The sequence below is a fragment of the Cupriavidus sp. 05N39 genome, assembly GCF_056397325.1.
Map to the genome: position 1 here is coordinate 161,369 of NZ_JBFTNE010000001.1, position 18,766 is coordinate 180,134.

General features: G+C 69.2%; 14 protein-coding genes. 4 read left to right on the plus strand and 10 right to left on the minus strand.

The features are described 5' to 3' along the window. Positions 1–94 precede the first annotated feature (94 nt). Together AC1DN0_RS00710 and AC1DN0_RS00715 are read left to right on the plus strand one after the other, a co-directional pair. Positions 95–877 (plus strand): SDR family NAD(P)-dependent oxidoreductase, encoded by a 783-nt coding sequence (locus tag AC1DN0_RS00710; RefSeq protein ID WP_045235399.1) that lies wholly within the window; start codon positions 95–97, stop codon positions 875–877. 59 nt (positions 878–936) lie between these two features. Next, positions 937–2,514: a fatty acid--CoA ligase gene (locus tag AC1DN0_RS00715; protein ID WP_441636158.1), complete on the plus strand. Its 1,578-nt coding sequence runs from the start codon at positions 937–939 to the stop codon at positions 2,512–2,514. Between the two features lie 385 nt (positions 2,515–2,899). Here the strand turns inward: AC1DN0_RS00715 and AC1DN0_RS00720 are convergent, their stop codons facing one another. Then, entirely contained in the window at positions 2,900–4,135 is a 1,236-nt protein-coding gene (locus AC1DN0_RS00720; protein WP_441636141.1) for an acyl-CoA dehydrogenase family protein, read from the minus strand. Between the two features lie 46 nt (positions 4,136–4,181). Continuing rightward, a complete protein-coding gene (locus tag AC1DN0_RS00725) occupies positions 4,182–5,327 on the minus strand; it encodes an acyl-CoA dehydrogenase family protein (protein ID WP_477145470.1) in 1,146 nt (381 codons plus the stop codon). Positions 5,328–5,595: 268 nt separating this feature from the next. On the opposite strand from AC1DN0_RS00725, the gene AC1DN0_RS00730 reads away from it, so the two are divergent. Both AC1DN0_RS00730 and AC1DN0_RS00735 read left to right on the plus strand, forming a co-directional pair. Then, on the plus strand, positions 5,596–7,140 hold the full coding sequence (locus AC1DN0_RS00730) for an AMP-binding protein (RefSeq protein WP_441636145.1): 1,545 nt from the start codon (positions 5,596–5,598) through the stop codon (positions 7,138–7,140). A 171-nt stretch (positions 7,141–7,311) separates the two neighbouring features. After that, positions 7,312–10,074 carry a winged helix-turn-helix domain-containing protein gene (locus tag AC1DN0_RS00735; RefSeq protein WP_477111154.1) on the plus strand — a complete coding sequence of 921 codons (2,763 nt, stop codon included), beginning with the start codon at positions 7,312–7,314 and terminating at the stop codon, positions 10,072–10,074. A gap of 6 nt (positions 10,075–10,080) precedes the next feature. Here the strand turns inward: AC1DN0_RS00735 and AC1DN0_RS00740 are convergent, their stop codons facing one another. The 8 genes from AC1DN0_RS00740 to AC1DN0_RS00775 form a co-directional block, all read right to left on the minus strand. Beyond that, positions 10,081–11,151, minus strand: a complete 1,071-nt coding sequence (locus AC1DN0_RS00740) for an Ldh family oxidoreductase (RefSeq protein ID WP_441636149.1) — start codon at positions 11,149–11,151, stop codon at positions 10,081–10,083. 48 nt (positions 11,152–11,199) lie between these two features. Beyond that, positions 11,200–12,774 carry an APC family permease gene (locus AC1DN0_RS00745; RefSeq protein WP_441636151.1) on the minus strand — a complete coding sequence of 525 codons (1,575 nt, stop codon included), beginning with the start codon at positions 12,772–12,774 and terminating at the stop codon, positions 11,200–11,202. A 109-nt stretch (positions 12,775–12,883) separates the two neighbouring features. After that, complete coding sequence (locus AC1DN0_RS00750) at positions 12,884–13,810, minus strand: dihydrodipicolinate synthase family protein (RefSeq protein ID WP_441636153.1); 927 nt, start codon at positions 13,808–13,810, stop codon at positions 12,884–12,886. A gap of 195 nt (positions 13,811–14,005) precedes the next feature. Then, positions 14,006–14,875: a helix-turn-helix domain-containing protein gene (locus tag AC1DN0_RS00755; protein WP_441636155.1), complete on the minus strand. Its 870-nt coding sequence runs from the start codon at positions 14,873–14,875 to the stop codon at positions 14,006–14,008. A gap of 95 nt (positions 14,876–14,970) precedes the next feature. Further along, on the minus strand, positions 14,971–16,272 hold the full coding sequence (locus AC1DN0_RS00760; protein WP_477111155.1) for an FAD-dependent oxidoreductase: 1,302 nt from the start codon (positions 16,270–16,272) through the stop codon (positions 14,971–14,973). Next, on the minus strand, positions 16,269–16,532 hold the full coding sequence (locus tag AC1DN0_RS00765; RefSeq protein WP_477145471.1) for a (2Fe-2S)-binding protein: 264 nt from the start codon (positions 16,530–16,532) through the stop codon (positions 16,269–16,271). The genes AC1DN0_RS00760 and AC1DN0_RS00765 overlap by 4 nt, the downstream gene beginning before the upstream one ends. After that, entirely contained in the window at positions 16,510–17,679 is a 1,170-nt protein-coding gene (locus AC1DN0_RS00770) for an NAD(P)/FAD-dependent oxidoreductase (protein ID WP_441637699.1), read from the minus strand. Before AC1DN0_RS00770 ends, AC1DN0_RS00765 begins: the two co-directional genes overlap by 23 nt. After that, entirely contained in the window at positions 17,676–18,680 is a 1,005-nt protein-coding gene (locus AC1DN0_RS00775; protein ID WP_477101855.1) for a 4-hydroxyproline epimerase, read from the minus strand. Before AC1DN0_RS00775 ends, AC1DN0_RS00770 begins: the two co-directional genes overlap by 4 nt. Positions 18,681–18,766 lie beyond the last annotated feature (86 nt).

Below are 18,766 nucleotides of genomic sequence, written 5' to 3' on the forward strand. Positions count from 1 at the left end.
TTCGCGGTCTGCCGGACGCAGGCATTCCACCGCCCGCGCATCGCCGCGCGCCGACGGGAATGATTCAGCAGATACGGGAAAACGTGGAGAAGAGATGGAACTCGATGCAACGGTAACGGCAGTCATCACGGGTGGCGCCTCGGGCCTGGGCGAAGCCACCGCGCGCGCGCTGGCGGCGCACGGCGTGCGCGTCGCGCTGTTCGACATGAATGCGGAAAAGGGCGAAGCCGTGGCACGCGAACTGGGCGGCGTGTTCTGCCAGGTCAACGTGACCTCGGAGGCCGAGGTCGAAGCCGGCTTCGCCAAGGCACGCGCGGCGCTGGGCCAGGAACGTATCCTGGTCAACTGCGCCGGCACCGGCAACGCCATCAAGACCGCATCGCGGGCCAAGGAAGCGCCGGACCAGATCCGCTTCTTTGCCTCGGATGCGTTCGAGCGCATCATCCAGATCAACCTGATCGGATCCTTCCGCTGCCTCGCGCGTTCGGCCGCCGGCATGCTGACACTGGACGCGCGCGACGGCGATCGCGGCGTCATCATCAACACCGCCTCGGTGGCGGCGCAGGACGGGCAGATGGGCCAGGCCGCGTACTCCGCCTCCAAGGCCGGCGTGGTCGGCATGACCCTGCCCATTGCGCGCGACCTGTCCGGCGAAGGCATTCGCGTCAACACCATCATGCCCGGCATCTTCAATACGCCGCTGCTGCAAGGCGCGCAGGAGCACGTCAAGGCAGCGCTGGCCGCCTCGGTGCCGTTTCCGAAGCGGCTCGGCGCGCCGGAAGAGTTTGCCTCGCTCGCGCTGGAGATGTGCCGCAACAGCTATTTCAACGGCGAATCGGTAAGGCTCGACGGCGCCATCCGCATGGCGCCGCGCTGATCTCTCACCCCAAGGAAAAGGACGCGCGCATGCAGCAGGACCGAGAGAAGGAGGCGCTGATGGATTTCAGTTACCTGACGACATTGCCGCACGCGTTGCGTCACTTCGCGCAGCGGCGGCCCGATGCCGTGGCCTATGCCTTCGAGGGCAGGCTCACGACGTACCGCGAGTTCGACCGCCACACCGACAGCGTCGCCCAGGCGCTGCTGGCCGCGGGCATCGGGCCGGGGGACCGTATCGGCTATATCGGCAAGAACTGCGATCACTATTTCGAGTTGCTGCTGGGCGCCGCCAAGATCGGCGCCGTGATGGCGCCGGCAAGCTGGCGCCTGGCGCCCCCGGAGGTCGGCTATATCGTCGGCCACTCCGATGCCGCGCTGTTGTTCGCCGGGCCGGAATCGGTGGAACTGGTGCGCAAGCTGCTGCCGGCGTTGCCGCTGGTGCGCGGCGTGATCGCCATGGAAGGCGGCCAGGCGGACTGGCCCGCCTATGCCGCGTGGCGCGACGCGCATGCACCCGTGCCGCCGGCGCACCAGCCTGCCGCGCACGACGTGGTGCTGCAGCTTTACACCTCCGGCACCACGGGCCGCCCCAAGGGCGCCATGCTGACCCATCGCAACCTCACCGCCGGCACCGAGGCGAGCGAGCGCGAGGATATCCCTTGGTCGCGCTGGACGGATGACGATGTCTCGCTGGTGGCGATGCCGGTCGCGCATATCGGTGGGTCCGGCTGGGGGTTGCGCAGCTTGCTGGCGGGGGCCAAGGGCGTGGTCGCGCGCGATTTCGATCCTGCCGCGGTGCTGGATTTCTTCGAGCGCGAGCGTGTCAGCAAGCTGTTCCTGGTGCCTGCCGCGATGCAGTTCGTATTGCGCGATCCGCGCGCGCGCAGCATCGATTACTCCCGCCTGAAGACCTTGCTGTACGGGGCTGCTCCGATTCCCGCGGCGTTGCTGCGTGAAGGCATCGAGGTATTCGGGTGCGGCTTCGCGCAACAGTACGGGATGACCGAAACCACCGGCACGGTGGTGGCGTTGCCACCGGAGGACCATACGACCGAGGATGTGCCGCGTATGCGGGCCGCGGGCAAGCCTTTGCCCGATGTCGAGGTAGTGGTGGTGGACTGGGAGGGCCGGCGGTTGCCGCCCGGGGAAGTCGGGGAACTGATGATCCGGTCGCCGCAGAATATGGCGGGGTACTGGAAGCAGCCTGATGAGACTGCGCGGACGATCGATGCGGACGGGTGGTTGCGGACCGGCGATGCGGGCTATCTCGACGCCGAGGGTTATGTTTATATCCACGACCGGGTCAAGGACATGATCATCAGCGGGGGGGAGAACGTCTATCCGGCTGAGGTGGAGAGTGCCATCTATGGCCACCCGCAGGTGGCCGACGTGGCGGTGATCGGGGTGCCCGACGAGAAGTGGGGCGAGGCGGTCAAGGCGATTGTCGTGCTAAAGGCGGGGCAGGTTGCTGACCGCGATGGCATTGTGGCTTGGGCGCGGGAGCGGTTGGCTGGGTTCAAGATTCCCAAGAGTATTGAGTTTGTGGATGCGTTGCCGCGGAATCCGTCGGGGAAGTTGTTGAGGAGGAAGTTGAGGGAGCCTTATTGGGAGGGGTTTGAGCGGAGGGTTAATTGAGGGGGGGGGTTAGCTTTAAAAGCCCTGAAAACCTAAAAGCCTAAAGTCAAAGGCGGTTTCACCCCCCTGCGGGGGGCGACCTACTTTCTTGTCTTGCCAAGAAAGTAGGCAAACAAGGCGCCCCATACGGCCTGGTACACCTTCACGGCTCGCTTCGCATCGCGCTGGGGTGCGGCCCGCCCTTGGGGGCGCTCCGCACGGCTACACCGAATTTTCGCGTGGTGATATCGATCGGTCCGCCGGTTCGCTCCCCTCTCCCGCCTGCGGGAGAGGGGTCGGGGGAGAGGGCGGGCGCTCGTTATGTCGTCGCGCTGGAGAGGCCACCGGATTTGCTTCCGGTGGCTCGTGTCCGCCGTTCATGCGATTGCTGCCGAGGCTCTCAACCTTAGAGCCCCAGCACCAGCTTCGCGATGATGTTGCGCTGGATTTCGTTGGAGCCGGCGTAGATCGATGCCTTGCGATAGTTGAAGTAGCGCGGCGCGAGCGGTGCGGCGTAGTCGGGGCCTATCTGCGGCCCCGCGGGGCGTCCCTGCTGTTCCGCCCATCCGTCCTGCACGAAGGGCAGCGCGTAAGGTCCGGCGGCTTCCACCGCCAGTTCGCTGATGGCCTGGATGGTTTCGGTGCCTGCCAGCTTGAGCATGCTGGAGGCGGCGCCGATCGAGGTGCCCGACGCTACGCTGGAGAACAGCCGCAGCTCGTTCGCTTCCAGCGCGGCGGCGCGTACATGCAGCTCGGCCAGTTTGCGGCGGAAGCCGGGATCGTCGAGCAGGCGGCCGCCATCTTCGCCGGGTTCGTTCGCCGCGATGCGCGCTACCTTGGTCAGTTGCTGGCGCAGCATCGGACCATAGCTGCCGCCGCGTTCGAATTCGAGCAGGTACTTGGCGTAGGTCCAGCCGAGGCCTTCTTCGCCGATGCGGTTTTCGACCGGCACGCGCACGTTTTCAAAGAAGACCTGGTTGACTTCCTGCTGGCCCGCGACCGGGCCGTCCAGCGTGGGCAGCGGCGCCACGGTGATGCCGGGCGTGCGCATGTCCACCAGCACGAAGGAGATGCCGTCCTGGCGGCGTGCGTCGCGGCTGGTGCGTACCAGGCAGAACATCCAGTCGGCCCATTGCGCGTGCGTGGTCCAGATCTTGGAGCCGTTGAGGACATAGTGCTCGCCGTCCTGATCGCGCCCGCGCTCGGCGCGCATCTGCAGGGAGGCCAGGTCGGAGCCGGAGTTGGGTTCGGAGTAGCCCTGGCACCACCAGATGTCGGAGCGCAGGATGGGCGGCAGGAAACGCGCCTTCTGCTCGGGGCTGCCGTATTTCATGATCACCGGCGCCACCATCTTCAGGCCCATCGGCGATACGGTCGGGCAGCCGGCGGCGGCGGTCTCGGCCTGGAACAGGTAGCGCTGCGCCGGCGTCCAGCCGGGGCCGCCGTATTCCTCGGGCCAGTTGGGCGCGGCCCAGCCGCGCTCGAACAGTTTCTTCTGCCAGCGCACCTGGCCTTCCTTGTCGAGGTAGCCATTCTTGGTGCGCGCCATCAGGGCCTTGAGGCCGGGGTCGAAGGCCTCGGTGATCCAGGCGCGGACCTCGTCGCGGAACTGCAGTTCTTGCGGGGAGAAATCGAGATTCATCGGTGGGCCTCGGGATGTTCGTCGGTGCGGGCAGGGATGCGTGCGCTCACGCGGCAGCCGGATACAGCAGGTCGGCGTAGCGGCGCAGGTGATGTTCGGCCGAGCCAAACTGCAGGTCGATGGCGGTGACGCGCTTGAAGTAATGCCCGACGGCAAGCTCTTCGGTCACGCCCATGCCACCGTGGATCTGCACCGCGGCCTGGCCCACGAACTTGCCGGCCTGTCCGGCCTGCGCCTTGGCGGCGCTGGCGGCAAGCGCGCGCTGTGTGGGATCGGCGCCTGCCTGCATGGCGGCGACCTGGGTCAGCGCCACGGTTTGTTCGAGCTGCACATACATGTCGGCCATGCGGTGCTGCAGCACCTGGAAGGTGGCGATCGGCACGCCGAACTGCTTGCGCTGGCGCGCGTAGTCGACCGTATCGGCGAGCATCCGGCTCATCGCGCCGCCGGCTTCGGCGCACAGCGCCACGGCGGCGTCGTCGCTCAGGCGCTCGATCAGCGCCAGCGCGTCGCCCTCGGCGCCCAGCCGGGCGCTGTCCGGCACGAAGACGTTGTCGAGCAGGATGTCGGCGGCGCGCGAGCCGTCCACCGTGGGGTATTCCAGCAGCGTCACGCCCGGCGCGTTGCGTTCGATCCAGAACAAGCTGATGCCGGCGCGGTCGCGGCGCTGGCCGGCGGTGCGCGCGCTGACCACCAGGTGCGTGGCCCACGGCGCGGCCACCGCCACGGCCTTGTGCCCGCTCAGGCGCCAGCCGCCTTCGCCACGCGTGGCGCTGGTCGCGACGTCGTGCAGGCAATAGCGGCTGCGCGGTTCGCCGTGCGCCCAGGCTACCGTGGCTTCGCCGCCGATGATGGCGGGCAGCCAGTTGGCCGCCAGCGTTTCGCTGCCATGCAGCAAGGCGCCGCCGCCAAGCACTACGGTTGACAGGTAGGGCTCTACCACCAGGTGGCGGCCAAACTGCTCCATCACGATCATGTGTTCGATGGCGCCGCCGCCCAGCCCGCCGAAGCRTTCCGGGAACGCCGCGCCGAGCAGGCCCAGTTCCTGCGCCAGCGCCTTCCAGCATGCGGGCCGCCAGCCGGCCGGCGAGCGGAGCGCCGCCTGGCGCGTTTCGAAGTCGTAGTGATCGGCCAGGTAGCGCGCGAGCGTGTCGCGCAGCATTGATTGTTCTTCGCTGAATTGGAAATCCACTGTGGGTCCTCGGCGCGGTTGCTTTAGGGCACCTGCCATTATGCGAAGCGGCTGCGGCGCTGCATCGTCCGATGCGACGAATCGTCCCCGGCGCGCAAGCGCGCCTGCGCATCGATTGCGGCACCGCGTCAAGGCGCGTTCGTCGCTTCGGACGATGCCCGGGACGGCCGCGTGTCCGGACAATGTGGGTCGTCGTATTCCATGCCGGATTCCGCGGCATCCATCCAGTCAGCCAGTTCTGCCACACCCACTTCCAGGAGGGTCAGTCATGCACCCGCATGTTCACGCGCAGCGCACCCCGGACAAGCCGGCCATCATCATGGCGGGCGGCACCGTCGTCACCTACCGCGAGCTTGACGAGCGCTCCAACCAGGTGGCGCGCTTGTTCCGCGATCACGGCTTGCAGCCCGGCGACCGCGTGGCCTTCCTGCTGGAGAACCATCCGCGCCTGTTCGAGCTGTGCTGGGGCGCGCAGCGCTCGGGGCTGATCTACGTCTGTATCAGCACGCGGCTCAATGTGGACGACGCGGCGCACATCGTGGCCGACAGCGGCGCCAGGATGCTCGTCACCTCCCACGCGCAGGCCGCGGTGGCGCAGGGGCTGGCGGCCAAAGCGCCGGGCCTGGGCGCGCGCCTGATGATGGACGGCGCCGTGCCCGGCTTCATCGCTTATGAGACCACCCTGGCGCAATACCCCGGCTGGCGCATCGAGGACGAATGCGCGGGCACGGACATGCTGTACTCCTCCGGCACCACCGGCCGCCCCAAGGGCGTATTCACGCCGCCGGCCAACCCGCAGATCGACGTGCCGGGCAGGCTGGCGCTGATGTGCCAGTCGCTCTACCAGTTCGGCCCGGACATGCGCTACCTCTCGCCCGCACCGCTCTATCATGCGGCGCCGCTGCGCTACAACATGGCGGTGCAGCAACTCGGCGGCACCTCGGTGGTGATGGAGCATTTCGACGCGGAAGCATTCCTGCGGCTGGTGGCCGCGCACCGCATCACACACACCCAGGTCGTGCCGACGATGTTCTCGCGCATGCTCAAGCTGTCCGGGGCGGTGCGCCAGCGCCACGATGTTTCCTCGTTGCGCTTTGCCGTGCATGCCGCCGCGCCCTGTCCGGTGGCCGTCAAGGAGCAGATGATCGAATGGTGGGGCCCGATCATCTGGGAGTACTACGCCGGCACGGAGGGCAACGGGTCCACCGCGGTCGGTTCCGCCGACTGGCTCAGCCACAAGGGCACGGTGGGCCGCGCGTCGGTGGGCGAGTTGCGTATCTGCGACGACAGCGGCGCCGTGTTGCCGCCGGGCGAGCCGGGCATCATCTACTTCGCCGAGGGGCGCAGCTTTGTCTATCACAACGATCCCGAGAAGACCGTGCAGTCGCGCCACCCCGTGCATGCGGGCTGGACCACGCTGGGCGATGTCGGCTACGTGGACGAGGACGGCTATCTCTACCTGACCGACCGCAAAGCCAACATGATCATCTCCGGCGGCGTCAACATCTATCCGCAGGAGGCCGAGAACCTGCTGATGACCCATCCCAAGGTGATGGACGTGGCGGTGATCGGCGTGCCCAACGAGGACTTCGGGGAGGAAGTCAAAGCGGTGGTGCAGCCACTCGACATGGCGCACGCCAGCCCGGCGCTGGCCGACGAATTGCTTGCCTTTTGCCGCACGCACCTTTCGCCCATCAAGTGCCCGCGCTCGGTGGACTTTGCCGACGAACTGCCGCGGCTGCCGACCGGCAAGCTGCTCAAGCGGCTGCTGCGCGAGCGCTACTGGGCGGGACGGGAGAACAAGCTCGTCTAGGCAGCGGCACCGGCGCGCATGGGTGCGCCGGGTGCCAGGCGGTCGTTTACGCCATAATCAGCCGTTCGATCCCTGGCGCATGTGGCGCCAGCAGCCGGCAACCATAAGCCGGTGCCGATCGCGCGGCATCCGCCCGGCGCGGATGCCGCCGCCAACAGGAAGACACGGCGAATGGCAATAATCGAGGAGACCAGCGCGGGCCACGGGGGCGCCGCCCGCGCGGCCACGCTGGTGGCAAAGCTGCGCCCGCCCATGCTGACCCCGTTCCAGGTGGAACGCCGCGCCATTTGCGACGCGGTGTGCGCGGCCGGCTTCGTCAAGCTGGTGCTGGTGCGCGCGCCGGCCGGTTTCGGCAAGACCACCGCCATGCTGCAATGCCGCGCGCGGCTGGATGCCGACGGCGTTGCCACCGCCTGGCTCACGCTGGACCGCGCGGACAACGACGCCACGCGGTTTCTCGGCTCGCTGGAAGCCGCTTTCGAGCTGGTGCTGCGCAAGGGGGGCGCGCCGCTCGCCGCCAGCCAGCCGGCGCCTCGGCCGGTGGGCGAGCAGGCTCTGGCGCTGATCGACCGCATGGCGGGCCACGACCGCCCCTTTACCCTGTTCCTGGACGACTTCGAGGCCTTGCAGAATCCCGCCGTTGCCGGCCTGGTCTGGCAGGTGGTGGAGCAATTGCCGCCTGGCGGCCGGCTGGTGGTCGGCACGCGCTGGGTGCCGGATTCCGGGCTGGCACGCCTGCGCGCGCGCGGCGAACTGCTGGAGATCGAGCCTGCCCAGCTGCGCTTTACCGCCGACGAAACCGATCATTTCCTGCGCCGCGCGCGCGGCCTGGCGCTGCAACCCGCGGCCATCTCCACGCTGCACCGCCGTACCGAAGGCTGGGCCACGGCGCTGTGGCTGGCCTCGGTGGCGCTGGAGCGGCGCGGCCAGCCGGACGCCTTCATCGCCGGCTTTTCCGGCTCCAACGCAGCCGTTGCCGATTACCTCGTCGAGGACGTCTACCTGCACCTGCCCGATGCGGTGCGCGCTTTCCTGCTGCGCACCTCCATCCTCGACCAGCTCAGCGGGCCGCTGTGCGACGCCGTCTGCGGCACCGCCGACAGCGAGGAAATCCTCGCCTGGCTGGAGCGGGCCAACCTGTTCCTGATGCCGCTGGACGGCGAACGCCACGGCGGCGCCGAGCGTCCCGCCCAACCCAATGCGCGCTGGTACCGTTATCACAGCCTGTTCTCCAGCTTCCTGCGCGCGCAACTCCAGCAGGGCATGCCGGACGAGGTGCCGGCGCTGCAGATGGCCGCCTCGCGCTGGTACGAGGCGCAGGGCCGCCCTGTGCCCGCCATCGAACATGCGCTGGCGGCCGGCGCGGTCGGCCACGCGCTGCCGCTGCTGGCGGGCTCCGTGGACGACCTGCTGGCGCAGGGGCGCATGCGCCTGCTGACGCGCTGGCTGGACGCCGTGCCGGCCGACGCGCTGGCGGCGTGGCCCAAGCTGCAGATCGCCCATGTCTGGGCCTTGTCGTTTACGCGCGGACCGGCGGACGCCATCGCGCTGCTGCAGACCATCCCGCTGGCCGGCGCCGAGGGCGACCTGCTGGCCCACGTGCGCGCGCTGCGCCATATGCTGCTGAACATGATGGACCGCTTCGACGAGGCGCGCGCCTACAGCCGCGATGATCCCCTGCCGCTGCCGATGGGCTACCCGTTCCCGGATTCCATCCTTGCCACCTCGATGGCGCGCATGGCCGCGGTGACCGGCGACTACCGCGAGGCGCGCCGGCTGCTGGGCGTGGCCCGCCAGGTGGTGCGCGGTTCCGACAGCAATTTCAACAAGATTTTCTCGGAATCGGTGGAGGGGCTGATCGACCTGCGCCAGGGGCGCCTGCAGCAAGCGCTGGCGCGTTTCCGCATTGCCGCCAGCACCATGCTGCCGAACCGCTATGGTCCCACCAACGGCAACGCCATGGCCGGCATCCTGCTGGCCGAAGCGCTCTACGAGATCAACGAGCGCGAGCGCGCGGAGCGCCTGCTTAATGTGTACGTACCGCTGGCGCGCGACCTCGGCCTGCCCGACCAGATCATCACCGGCCATACCGTGCTGGCCCGCATCGCCTGCGATCGTGGCGACGTGGACGGCGCGCACGAATGGCTGGCCGCGCTCGAGCACCTCGGCCATCATCGCGGCCTGCCGCGGCTGGTGCTGGGCGCCATGCTGGAGCGCGCCCGGCTGGCCCTGCTGCAGGGCAACCAGCATGCGGCGGAGGAGGCGCTGCTGCATGCGGCGGACCCGGCACTGTGGCGGGCGCGGCCCGGCGTCAGCGCCGTCAGTTCCTTTGCCAACGACGTGGAAGACGTGCCCATGGGGCGGCTGCGGCTGGCACTGTTCACCGAGCCCTCGGCCGCCACGCGCGAGGCGATCGAGAAAGAACTCGCTGCCGCCGAGCGGGCGCAACTGATGCGGCGCGCGCTCAAGCTGCGCATCCTGCTGGCGCTGGCCTGCCAGCGCAGCGGCGATGCCGCGCGAGCGCTGCTGACGATGGGCGAGGCACTGCGCTTCGGGGCGGCGGAAGGCTTTATCCGCATCTTCGCCGACGAGAGCGCCGAGATCCGGCGGCTGGTGGGCGAGGCCTGCGTGCGCCAGGGCAGCGCGCTGTCCGCGGGCTACGTCGAGCGGTTGCTGCAGGCTTGCGGCGGCGCCCCGGAGCCAGCCGACCCCGCCGCCATGCAGGCCCGCCACGGCCTGCTGGAGCCGCTCACGCCCAAGGAGCAGAAGGTGCTGCAGCTGCTGGCCGAGGGCTTCTCCAATGTGGCGATGGCTGACCGGCTCTTTGTCTCGGAGACCACAGTGCGCACCCACCTGCGCAATATCAGCGCCAAGCTGCGCGCCAGCAACCGCACGCAGGCGGTGGCTATCGCGCGGCAGCTGGGTTTGCTGTAGCGATCCTCAGGCCGCGCTGCGCGGAAGCAGGGCCACGACGTCGTCATACAGCGCGCGCGGGATGAGCACGCCATGGCGCAGGCTGGCTTCGCGCGCCCGATAGCGGCGCTGCGAAGGCAGCCGCGCCCCTTGTCCGAGCATCGCCTCGAACAGGCTTTCCGCCCGCGCCAGCTCCGCCTCGCACTGCGCGCCTAGAAAGCGCGCGGGATCGATGGCGATGATCAGCTCGCCCCCCATCGGCGACGACTTCGTGCCCGCATCGTAGGCCAGCGAATCCATGCTGGTCATGTCGGCGATCAGCGGACCGGCGAGCAGTTCGACCATGGCGGCGAGGGCTGCGCCCTTGTGGCCGCCGAAGGTCAGCATGGCGCCGTGGTCCAGCACGGTGGCGGCATCGGTACAGGATTTCCCGTCGGCATCGATGCCCCAGCCCTCGGGGATCGGCTTGCCCGCGCGGCGATGCAGTTCGATCTCGCCGCGCGCCACCGCACTGGTGGCGAAGTCGAAGATGAAAGCGGGCTGGCCGGCGCGCGGCCAGCCGAAGGCCAGCGGATTGGTGCCGAACAGCGGCTTGCTGCCGCCCGCGGGCGTGACCCAGGCATGGCTGGGCGTGCAGGCCAGGGCGACCAGGCCGGCGTCGGTCAGCGGTTCGATGTCCGCCCACAAGGCGGAGAAATGCACGCAGCGGTTGATGCCCAGCGCCGCGATGCCCTGCGAGCGGGCCTTGCCGATCAGGTGCGGCAGCGCCGTCTTGTAGGCCACCTGCGAGAAGCCGCGCATGGCATCGGCCCGCAGCAGCGCGGGCGCCATCTCGTGCAGCTTGGGCATGGCGTCCGGCGACACCTTGCCGGCCTTGAGCGTGGCGATGCAGCCGAGCAGCCGGTAGAGGCCATGGGAAGCGCAGCCGTCGCGCTCGCCGGCGACCAGCGTATCGGCCACGGCCTCGACATGCGGATCGCTGAACCCGTGATGCCGCAGCACGGCGATGGCCAGCGCGCGGACTTCGCGCAGGGAGAGGCGCTCGGTGGCAGTGCCGCGCGCCTGCCTGTGCTGCGGTGGGGCGACGGGATCGTTCATCGGGGCTCCGGGTTGAGGTGGGGGTTGAGGTTGAGGTTGAGGCAAGCGCTATTCGTCATCGTCAGCGCCGAGATCCATCAGCGCGGAAGGTATGCCGGTGCGGGCTCCCCAGCCATAGATCCCCAGCGCGATAAGCGCCACCAGTGCGGTGTCCCACGGATGGCCGATCGCGCCGATGCCGCCGAAGGAACCCAGGTAGGAGGCCACGATGATCAGCACATAAAAGGCGATCAGCCACAGCGAGGACTTCACCTGTTGCGCCAGGCTCAGGCGATGGGTGGGTACCGCGCGCCTGCAAAGCAGGTAGACCACGAACATGGCGATCTGCAGTCCCAGCAGCCAGGACACCGTGCCCCAGCCGGACCAGTACACGATCAGCGCGGCGATGATGAACGAGAGCGGGCCGAGCACCGCCAGCCACCGGACCCGGAACGGCCGGTGCAGGCCGGGCGCGTTGCGGCGCAATGCGGCCACCGTGACGGGCGCGACCGCATAGCTCAGCACCAGCGCGGCCGACACCACGTTGATCATGGCCTCCCACGAGGGAAAGGGCAGGGTCCAGAACACGGACAGCGCGAAGGTCAGCCACAAGGCCGGCCGCGGAATACCCGAGGGCGCATCGATACGGGAGAACAGCTTGAAAAAGGTGCCGCCGCGCGCCCAGCCGTAGACCACGCGGGGCGTGGCGTTCATGTAGATATTGCCGGTGCCGCTGGGCGAGATCACCGCGTCCGAGACCACCAGGAAGGCCAGCCAGCCCACGCCGAGCGCCAGCGCGATATCGCGGTAAGGCAGCGCGAACGCCTTGCCGACGCCACGCCAGCCATCCGACAGCGTCTCGGTCGGCACGCCGCCGAGGAAGGCGATCTGCAGCAGCACGTAGATCAGGGTGGACAGCAATACCGACAGGATCAGCGCGATGGGAATGGTGCGCTGTGGCGAGCGGACTTCGCTGGCCACCGAGATGATCGGCGTCAGCCCGAGGTAGGCAAAGATGATGCCCCCGGCGGAAACGGCGGCCTGGATGCCGGACAGCCCGAACGGCGCGAAGCCATGCATCTGCAGGTTGGCCGGCTTGAAATGCGTGAACAGCACCACGATGACCAGCAGCGGCACCACGAACTTGAACACGCTGACGATGTTGTTGGCGCGCGCGAAGGTCTTGACGCTGTAGTAGTTGAGCACGAAGAACAGGCACAGCATCGCGAACTGCGCCGCCCAGCCGAGCGGGGTGGGATCGCTCGATCCCGGCTGGCTCAGGAAGGGGAACCAGGCCGCCGCATACTGGCGCGCGGCCACGACTTCGATGGCGATCAGGCTGGAGAAGGCGATCAGCGTGATCAGGCCCATCAGATAGCCCATCAGCTCGCCGTGGGAAAAAACCGGGTAGCGGATGATGCCGCCCGCGCGCGGCAGCGCCGCGCCCAGCTCGCAGTAGACGATGCCGAGCAGCAGCACGGCAAAGCCGCCCAGCAGCCAGGAGACGATGCCGGCCGGCCCGGCGATGGCGGATACGTGGCTGGCGGCGAACAGCCATCCCGACCCGAAGATCGCACCCAGGCCGATAAAGGTGAGATCGGTCAGGGTGAGCTGCCGCTTGAACTTGCCTTGCACTGGAGACATGGGGACTCCTTGGTCATCGGGTGATGGCCGTCCGGACGATGCGGCCATCCGCCCGCGAACGCGGGCGGCGGGCGGGCGGATGGCGGCCGCGCGGGCCGGCGGCGCAGTCTCAGGCCCGCAGGCCGACGTCCGGCAGCACCGGGCGCGTGGCCATGGCCTGCGCGACCACCGTCATCACCTGTTCCAGTGCCTCGCCTTGCAGCGGCAAGCGCGGAGGCCGCGTGACGGCGCTCCCGCGCCCGGCGAGTTCCTCGCACAGCTTGATGCACTGGACCAGGTCCGGGCGCGAGTCCAGGTGCAGCAGCGGCATGAACCAGCGGTACAGCGCCAGCGCCTCGTCGAAGCGCCGTTGGCGGGCCAGGCGGAACAGCGTCTCGCCTTCCTTCGGGAAGGCGTTGGACATGCCCGAGATCCAGCCCTCGGCCCCCACGGCAATGCTCTCCAGCACCACGTCGTCCAGCCCGGCGAACAGCACGAAGCGGTCGCCCACGGCGTTGCGCAGGTCGATGAAGCGGCGCGTATCGCCGGAGGAATCCTTGAAGCAGACGATGTTCTCGCAATCGGCGAGCGAGACCAGGATGTCCGGCGTGATGTCGCTGCGGTAGACCAGCGGGTTGTTGTAGAGCATGACCGGCAGGTCCGTGGCGGTGGCGATGTCGCGGAAGTGCGCGGCGGCTTCGTGCGGCTTGGCGGAGTAGACCAGCGCCGGCATTACCATCACGCCGTCGACGCCGACCCGCGCCGCTTCGTTCACCATGTCCCGGGCGAAGGCGGTGGTGAATTCGGCAATGCCCGCGATGACCGGGATGCGGCCCCTGGCGGCGTCTTTCGCCGCTTCGATGACGGCAAGCTTTTCCAGGGTGGACATCGATGTGTTCTCGCCCACGGTGCCGCACACCACCAGGCCGGAGACCCCGTCGGCGACCAGGTTGCGCATCACCTTGTGGGTGGCTTCGATATCCAGCGAGTAGTCGGCCTTGAACTGCGTGCTGACGGCGGGGAATACACCGGTCCAGTGGATGGCGTTGCGGCTCATATCGTCTCCTTTTGTGTGCGTGGGGTGTGCCGGCAGGGCATCACCTGGCCACCAGCCTTCAGGTTCGCAGTTGCGCGCCGTTCGGGCTTGAGACTTTCCGCAAAGCAGGTAGACGAAATCGGCACAATACGAGCCCGCATCGGGCGAGGCCGCGCAAGCGGGCTTGACGGGAGCGGCCCGTTGCGCGCTCCCCGTTCAATCGTGCGCGCCGGGCTTGCCGGCCGGCGGCCTGACCTGCCGCGGCGTGAGTCCGGTCAGGGCCTTGAACTGCCGGGTGAAGGCGCTGTGATCGGTATAGCCGCACTCGAGCGCGATGTCGGTGATCGGCATATCGGTGGACAGCAGCTCGGACGCGCGCTCCAGCCTCGCCTTGTGGATCATTTGACGCGGCGTCAGGTGGAAGATGCGCTTGCAGTAGCGCTCCAGTTGCGCCGCCGACAGGCCGGTCAGCCCGGTCAGTTCGGACAGCAGGATGGGGCGCATGTAGTGCTCGCGGATATAGGTGTCCACCGCCGCCAGCCGCTGGTAGGCCGGATGCGTGTCCCTGGCGCACTGCAGGTCGTGGGAGATGCCGGCCATGCCGATGATGCGGCCGTCGCGATCCAGCAGGGGGTGCTTGCAGGTCATGCACCAGCCCGCATCGCGCGCGGGATAGAGATGGAGCTCAAGCTGCTGCGCAATGGCGCAGCCGGTATCCAGGACGCGCCGGTCCTGCTCCGTGTAGCGCTGGCCAAGATGGGCGGGAAAGACCTCGGCCGACGTCTTGCCAAGCAGGGGTTCGATCCGCTTGAAGCCGCAGCGGGTAGCCAGCGTCAGGTTGGCGACCAGGTAGCGCGCCTGGCGGTCCTTGATGAAGAACACCACGTTGGGGATGGCGTTCAGCAACGGCGTGATCAGCGAGAGGGTATCGAGCAGGGTGGCCATGTCGCGCGGGCGCTGCTTCGATATGCCCGCGCAGATGTCGGCGAGGTGGGCGATGTTGCCGGCCTCGTGCTGGCTCGCCGGTGCCGGCGAGGGTTGCCGGGCCGGGAAGGGGGCGGCGGAGAGGGTGGGCGATGGCGGCATATTGTCTCCTGATGGCTTCTTACTTCATCGGACTTCCGTGTGCGTCGATCCACGGATCTACCGGTGGGCGCTCCAAGCCGCGTTGGCACAGCCTGTCAGCTTCGCCCGTTCTCGTCCAGCATCAATGTGCCGATCCGGGCGGGAGACAGCGGCGGGCGCGGCGTGGGCTGCGTCCAGCCGAACAGGACCCGCCCGGCCGTGGCGCAGACGCGTCCCTGGCAGGCGCCCATGCCGCAGCGGGTCTGCATCCTGGCCATCCAGGCATCCGGATACGCCTGGATGGCCGATAGCGGCACATCCTCGCAGCGGCACAGCGGTGTGTCGGCGCGGGCCAGGGTCTTGAGCGCGGGGTCGAGCGCGAACGTGGTCCGCACCTGTTCCGCGAACGCATGCCAGCGGGCGCGCGTTGCCGCCAGCGCGCCAGCCCGGTCGTCGGCGCCCGCTGCCGCGTAGCCGGCGATCCTGCCTTCGAGCAGGGCCAGCTCGCCGCCGCCGATACCAGTGCATTCGCCCGCCGCATAGACGTGGTGCATGCCGGTGCGCTGGAGCGCATCGACGGCAATCGCATCCGATACGGGGTCGAGCGGGCAGCCCAGCAGCGCGGCCAGCCCGGTATTCGGCACCAGCCCGAAGCCGCACGCCAGCCGGTCGCAGGCAAGCGCCACGGTACGGCCGCCCTGGCGGATGCGCACCGCGCGCAGGCGCTCGTCGCCCAGTGCCTCCACCACATGGGAGCCCGCCCGATAGTGGCCATCCAGCAGGGCGACGGCCTGTGCCGCCTTGGACGGCCAGCGCCACAGCGCGCCGGCGAAGCGCGTCAGGCGTGACAGCGGTGCCTGCTCGGCGACGCGCGCGACATGCGCGCCGTGCCGTCGCGCCGTGGCGGCCGTCGCCAGCAGCAGTGGCCCGCTGCCGGCAATGACGATGCGCTCGCCCCTGACCGGCGCGCCCGCCTTGACCAGGGCCTGCAACCCGCCCGCTCCGGTCACGCCGGGCAGGGTCCAGCCGGGAAAAGGCAGCAGCAGTTCGCGCGCCCCGGTGCACAGGATCAGGTTGCGGAATTGCAGGTGCATGGCGCGCTCGTCGTTCTCGACCAGCAGCGTGTGGGACGCAGGCGCCGCGATCACGCGCGTCGAGGCGTACAGCGCGATGCGGCCGTGCGCGGCGATGGCGTGGCGCAGGCTGCGCGCCTGCGATGGCAGCCGCACGCCTGGCCCATCGCGCCAGATCTGCCCGCCGGGCGCCGGGTTGTCGTCAATGAGCGCGACGCTGCAGCCGCTCCCGGCCGCCGCGCGCGCCGCCGCCATGCCGGCGGGCCCGGCGCCGACGATCAATACGTCGTAGCGGCGCTGGCAAGCGGCAAGTGCTTGCCCGGTGCCCATGTGCCGCGCGCTCATGGCGTGCGCTCCAGCACCATGCCATCCCGGCACGTGGTCTGGCACGCCAGCCGGCGCCGGCCGTCGATGGTCATGCGGCATTCCTGGCAAACGCCCATGCCGCAAAACGGCGCGCGCTGCTCGCAGCCACAGGAGCGGCGGGTGAACGGACGGTCGCTATAGGCCATGGCCGCCGCCACGGAGATGCCCGCCGGCACCCGCAGCGCGCTGCCATCCAGGAGGACGTTCACGGTCGGGTTAGCGGCCCGGTTGCGTTTCATGCGTATTCTCCGTGCCAGGGCCAGGAGCGGTCTCCGTGGCTGCGGCGAAGCGGCTGAAGGAAAATGGCGCCGGATCTATCGGGACCCGCTGGCCTAGCAGCAGCGCCGCCAGCAGGCGCGCGCTGCCGGGCGCGGTGGTCACGCCCAGCCCCTCGTGGCCCACCGCCAGCCACAGGCCCGGCTGACCGGGGTGGGCGCCGACGATGGGCAGCCCGTCGGGCGTGGCGGCGCGAAAGCCGGTCCAGCAGCGGATCGCGTTCATGCCGGCGAGGGCGGGCAGGTAGGCGGCGGCGCGCTGGAGCATGCGGGCCATGACCTGGTTATCCACGGCCGTGTCGAGGCTGTCGAACTGGCGCGACGAGCCGATCAGCAACTGGCCCGTGGGGCGCGGCTGCACATTGAAGGCAACCGAGGTCCCGTCGCTGTGGTGCGCGCTCGCGGCATAGCCGAGTTCGACCAGTTGATGGTTCACGCAGGCCGGGTAGCGGTCGGTAATGACGAGATGTCCCTTCCTGGCGCGGATCGGCAGCGCGGGCAGCAGTTGCGTGGCCTGGATGCCGTTGGCGACGACGACCGCGGTGGCGGTCAGCCGCCTGCCGTCTTCCAGGGTGACATGGTTTGCCTCCACCGCGCTCACCGTGGCGTGCAGAACGTTTATCCGCGATGCCCTCTGCGCGAGCAGCCATGACGCCACGGCCGGGGCGTAGACGATGGCATCGCCCGCGACCTTGAGCGCGCCCGCCAAGCCCGAGCTCAGCATCGGCTCCTGGCACGCCAGTTCGCCGGCATCCAGCGTGGCGCACGGGATGCCCTGCGCCAGCAGCGCGTCTTGCCGCTGGCGGGCCAGGTCCATTTCCGCGGCGTCGCTGGCCACCCACAGCGTGCCGCACTGGCGATAGGCGCAGCTGGCCGGCATGTCGCGGGCGAGCTCCCGCCAGAGCCTGAGCGAGCAGGCGCACAGGTCACGCTCGGCGGCGGTGTCGTCCATCATCACCAGATGGCCCATGCCGGCGTGGGTGGCGCCGCCTGCGCGGCTGTCCAGCACGCAGACATCCAGCCCGTGCCCGGCCAGTTCGAAGGCGCAGGCCGCGCCGACGATCCCGGCGCCGATCACGATGACATCGCCGCAAGCCTGCGCGGGCCTCATGCGCCGATGCCCCAGGCGAAGGGATCGTCGTGCGCGATCAGCAGCGTGGTCTCGGCATACACATGCGCGCGGCCGTGGATGGTCGGGATGATGCGGCCGGGTTCATCGGCGGGCGCATAGTGCGCCACGAAGCGGCTGCCGGTCACGCTGGCCTGGCGCCAGGGTGCGCCGGGCGCGAGCTTGCCGTCCGCTGCCAGGCAGGCGAGCTTGGCGCTGGTGCCGGTGCCGCAGGGAGAGCGGTCGTACGCCTTGCCTGGGCACAGCACGAAATTGCGGCTGTCGGCTTCATCGGCATCGTCGGGCGTGCAGAACAGTTCGATATGGTCGACCGGCGCGCCGTCCGGTGCCGCGATGCCCGCCTGTTCGAGCGCCTGCCGCACGGCCCATGCGAATGCGGTCAGCGCCTCCAGGTTGTTGCGCTCGATGCGCTGGCCATGGGCTTCGATCAGGAAGAACCAGTTGCCGCCCCAGGCGATGTCGCCGGAGACACGGCCGTGGCCCGGCACGTCGACGGCCACCGCATGCCGGTAGCGCCAGGCGGGCACGTTGCGCACACCGACCGTGCCGTCCTCATGCAGCGTGGCCTCCACCGTGCCCACCGGCGTATCGATGCTGTGCCGGCCCGGCGCGATGCGCCCGAGATGCGCCAGCGAGGCCACCAGCCCGATGGTGCCGTGGCCGCACATGCCCAGGTAGCCGCTGTTGTTGAAGAAGATCACGCCCGCGCAGGCACCGGCGGAAACCGGCGGGCACAGCAGCGCGCCGACCATCACGTCGCTGCCGCGCGGCTCCAGCACGGTGGCGGCGCGCCAGCGGTCGTGCTCGCGCGCGAGCCGCTCCAGCCGCGCGGCCATGCCGCCGCTGCCCGGATCGGGGAAACCGTCGATGACCAGCCGGGTGGGTTCGCCGCCGGTGTGGGAGTCGATCACCCTGATCTGGCGGGGAGCGGGCGGTGAAGACACCGTGGAGCTTGCGGTGGAAGGCGGGGCGCTGGGATGCATGGCGGGAATGCCCAGGGGGCCAAGTGTGGATGACCCCTACAGCGTGGCATGGCCGCCCCCTGCCGGCTTGTCGCCTTTCCCCAGCG

Coding starts and splice junctions, on each gene's coding strand:
- AC1DN0_RS00710 (WP_045235399.1), top strand. CDS start 95: ATGGAACTCGATGCAACGGTAACGGCAGTCATCACGGGTGGCGCCTCG.
- AC1DN0_RS00715 (WP_441636158.1), top strand. CDS start 937: ATGGATTTCAGTTACCTGACGACATTGCCGCACGCGTTGCGTCACTTC.
- AC1DN0_RS00720 (WP_441636141.1), bottom strand. CDS start 4,135: ATGAATCTCGATTTCTCCCCGCAAGAACTGCAGTTCCGCGACGAGGTC.
- AC1DN0_RS00730 (WP_441636145.1), top strand. CDS start 5,596: ATGCACCCGCATGTTCACGCGCAGCGCACCCCGGACAAGCCGGCCATC.
- AC1DN0_RS00735 (WP_477111154.1), top strand. CDS start 7,312: ATGGCAATAATCGAGGAGACCAGCGCGGGCCACGGGGGCGCCGCCCGC.
- AC1DN0_RS00740 (WP_441636149.1), bottom strand. CDS start 11,151: ATGAACGATCCCGTCGCCCCACCGCAGCACAGGCAGGCGCGCGGCACT.
- AC1DN0_RS00745 (WP_441636151.1), bottom strand. CDS start 12,774: ATGTCTCCAGTGCAAGGCAAGTTCAAGCGGCAGCTCACCCTGACCGAT.
- AC1DN0_RS00750 (WP_441636153.1), bottom strand. CDS start 13,810: ATGAGCCGCAACGCCATCCACTGGACCGGTGTATTCCCCGCCGTCAGC.
- AC1DN0_RS00755 (WP_441636155.1), bottom strand. CDS start 14,875: ATGCCGCCATCGCCCACCCTCTCCGCCGCCCCCTTCCCGGCCCGGCAA.
- AC1DN0_RS00760 (WP_477111155.1), bottom strand. CDS start 16,272: ATGAGCGCGCGGCACATGGGCACCGGGCAAGCACTTGCCGCTTGCCAG.
- AC1DN0_RS00765 (WP_477145471.1), bottom strand. CDS start 16,532: ATGAAACGCAACCGGGCCGCTAACCCGACCGTGAACGTCCTCCTGGAT.
- AC1DN0_RS00770 (WP_441637699.1), bottom strand. CDS start 17,679: ATGAGGCCCGCGCAGGCTTGCGGCGATGTCATCGTGATCGGCGCCGGG.
- AC1DN0_RS00775 (WP_477101855.1), bottom strand. CDS start 18,680: ATGCATCCCAGCGCCCCGCCTTCCACCGCAAGCTCCACGGTGTCTTCA.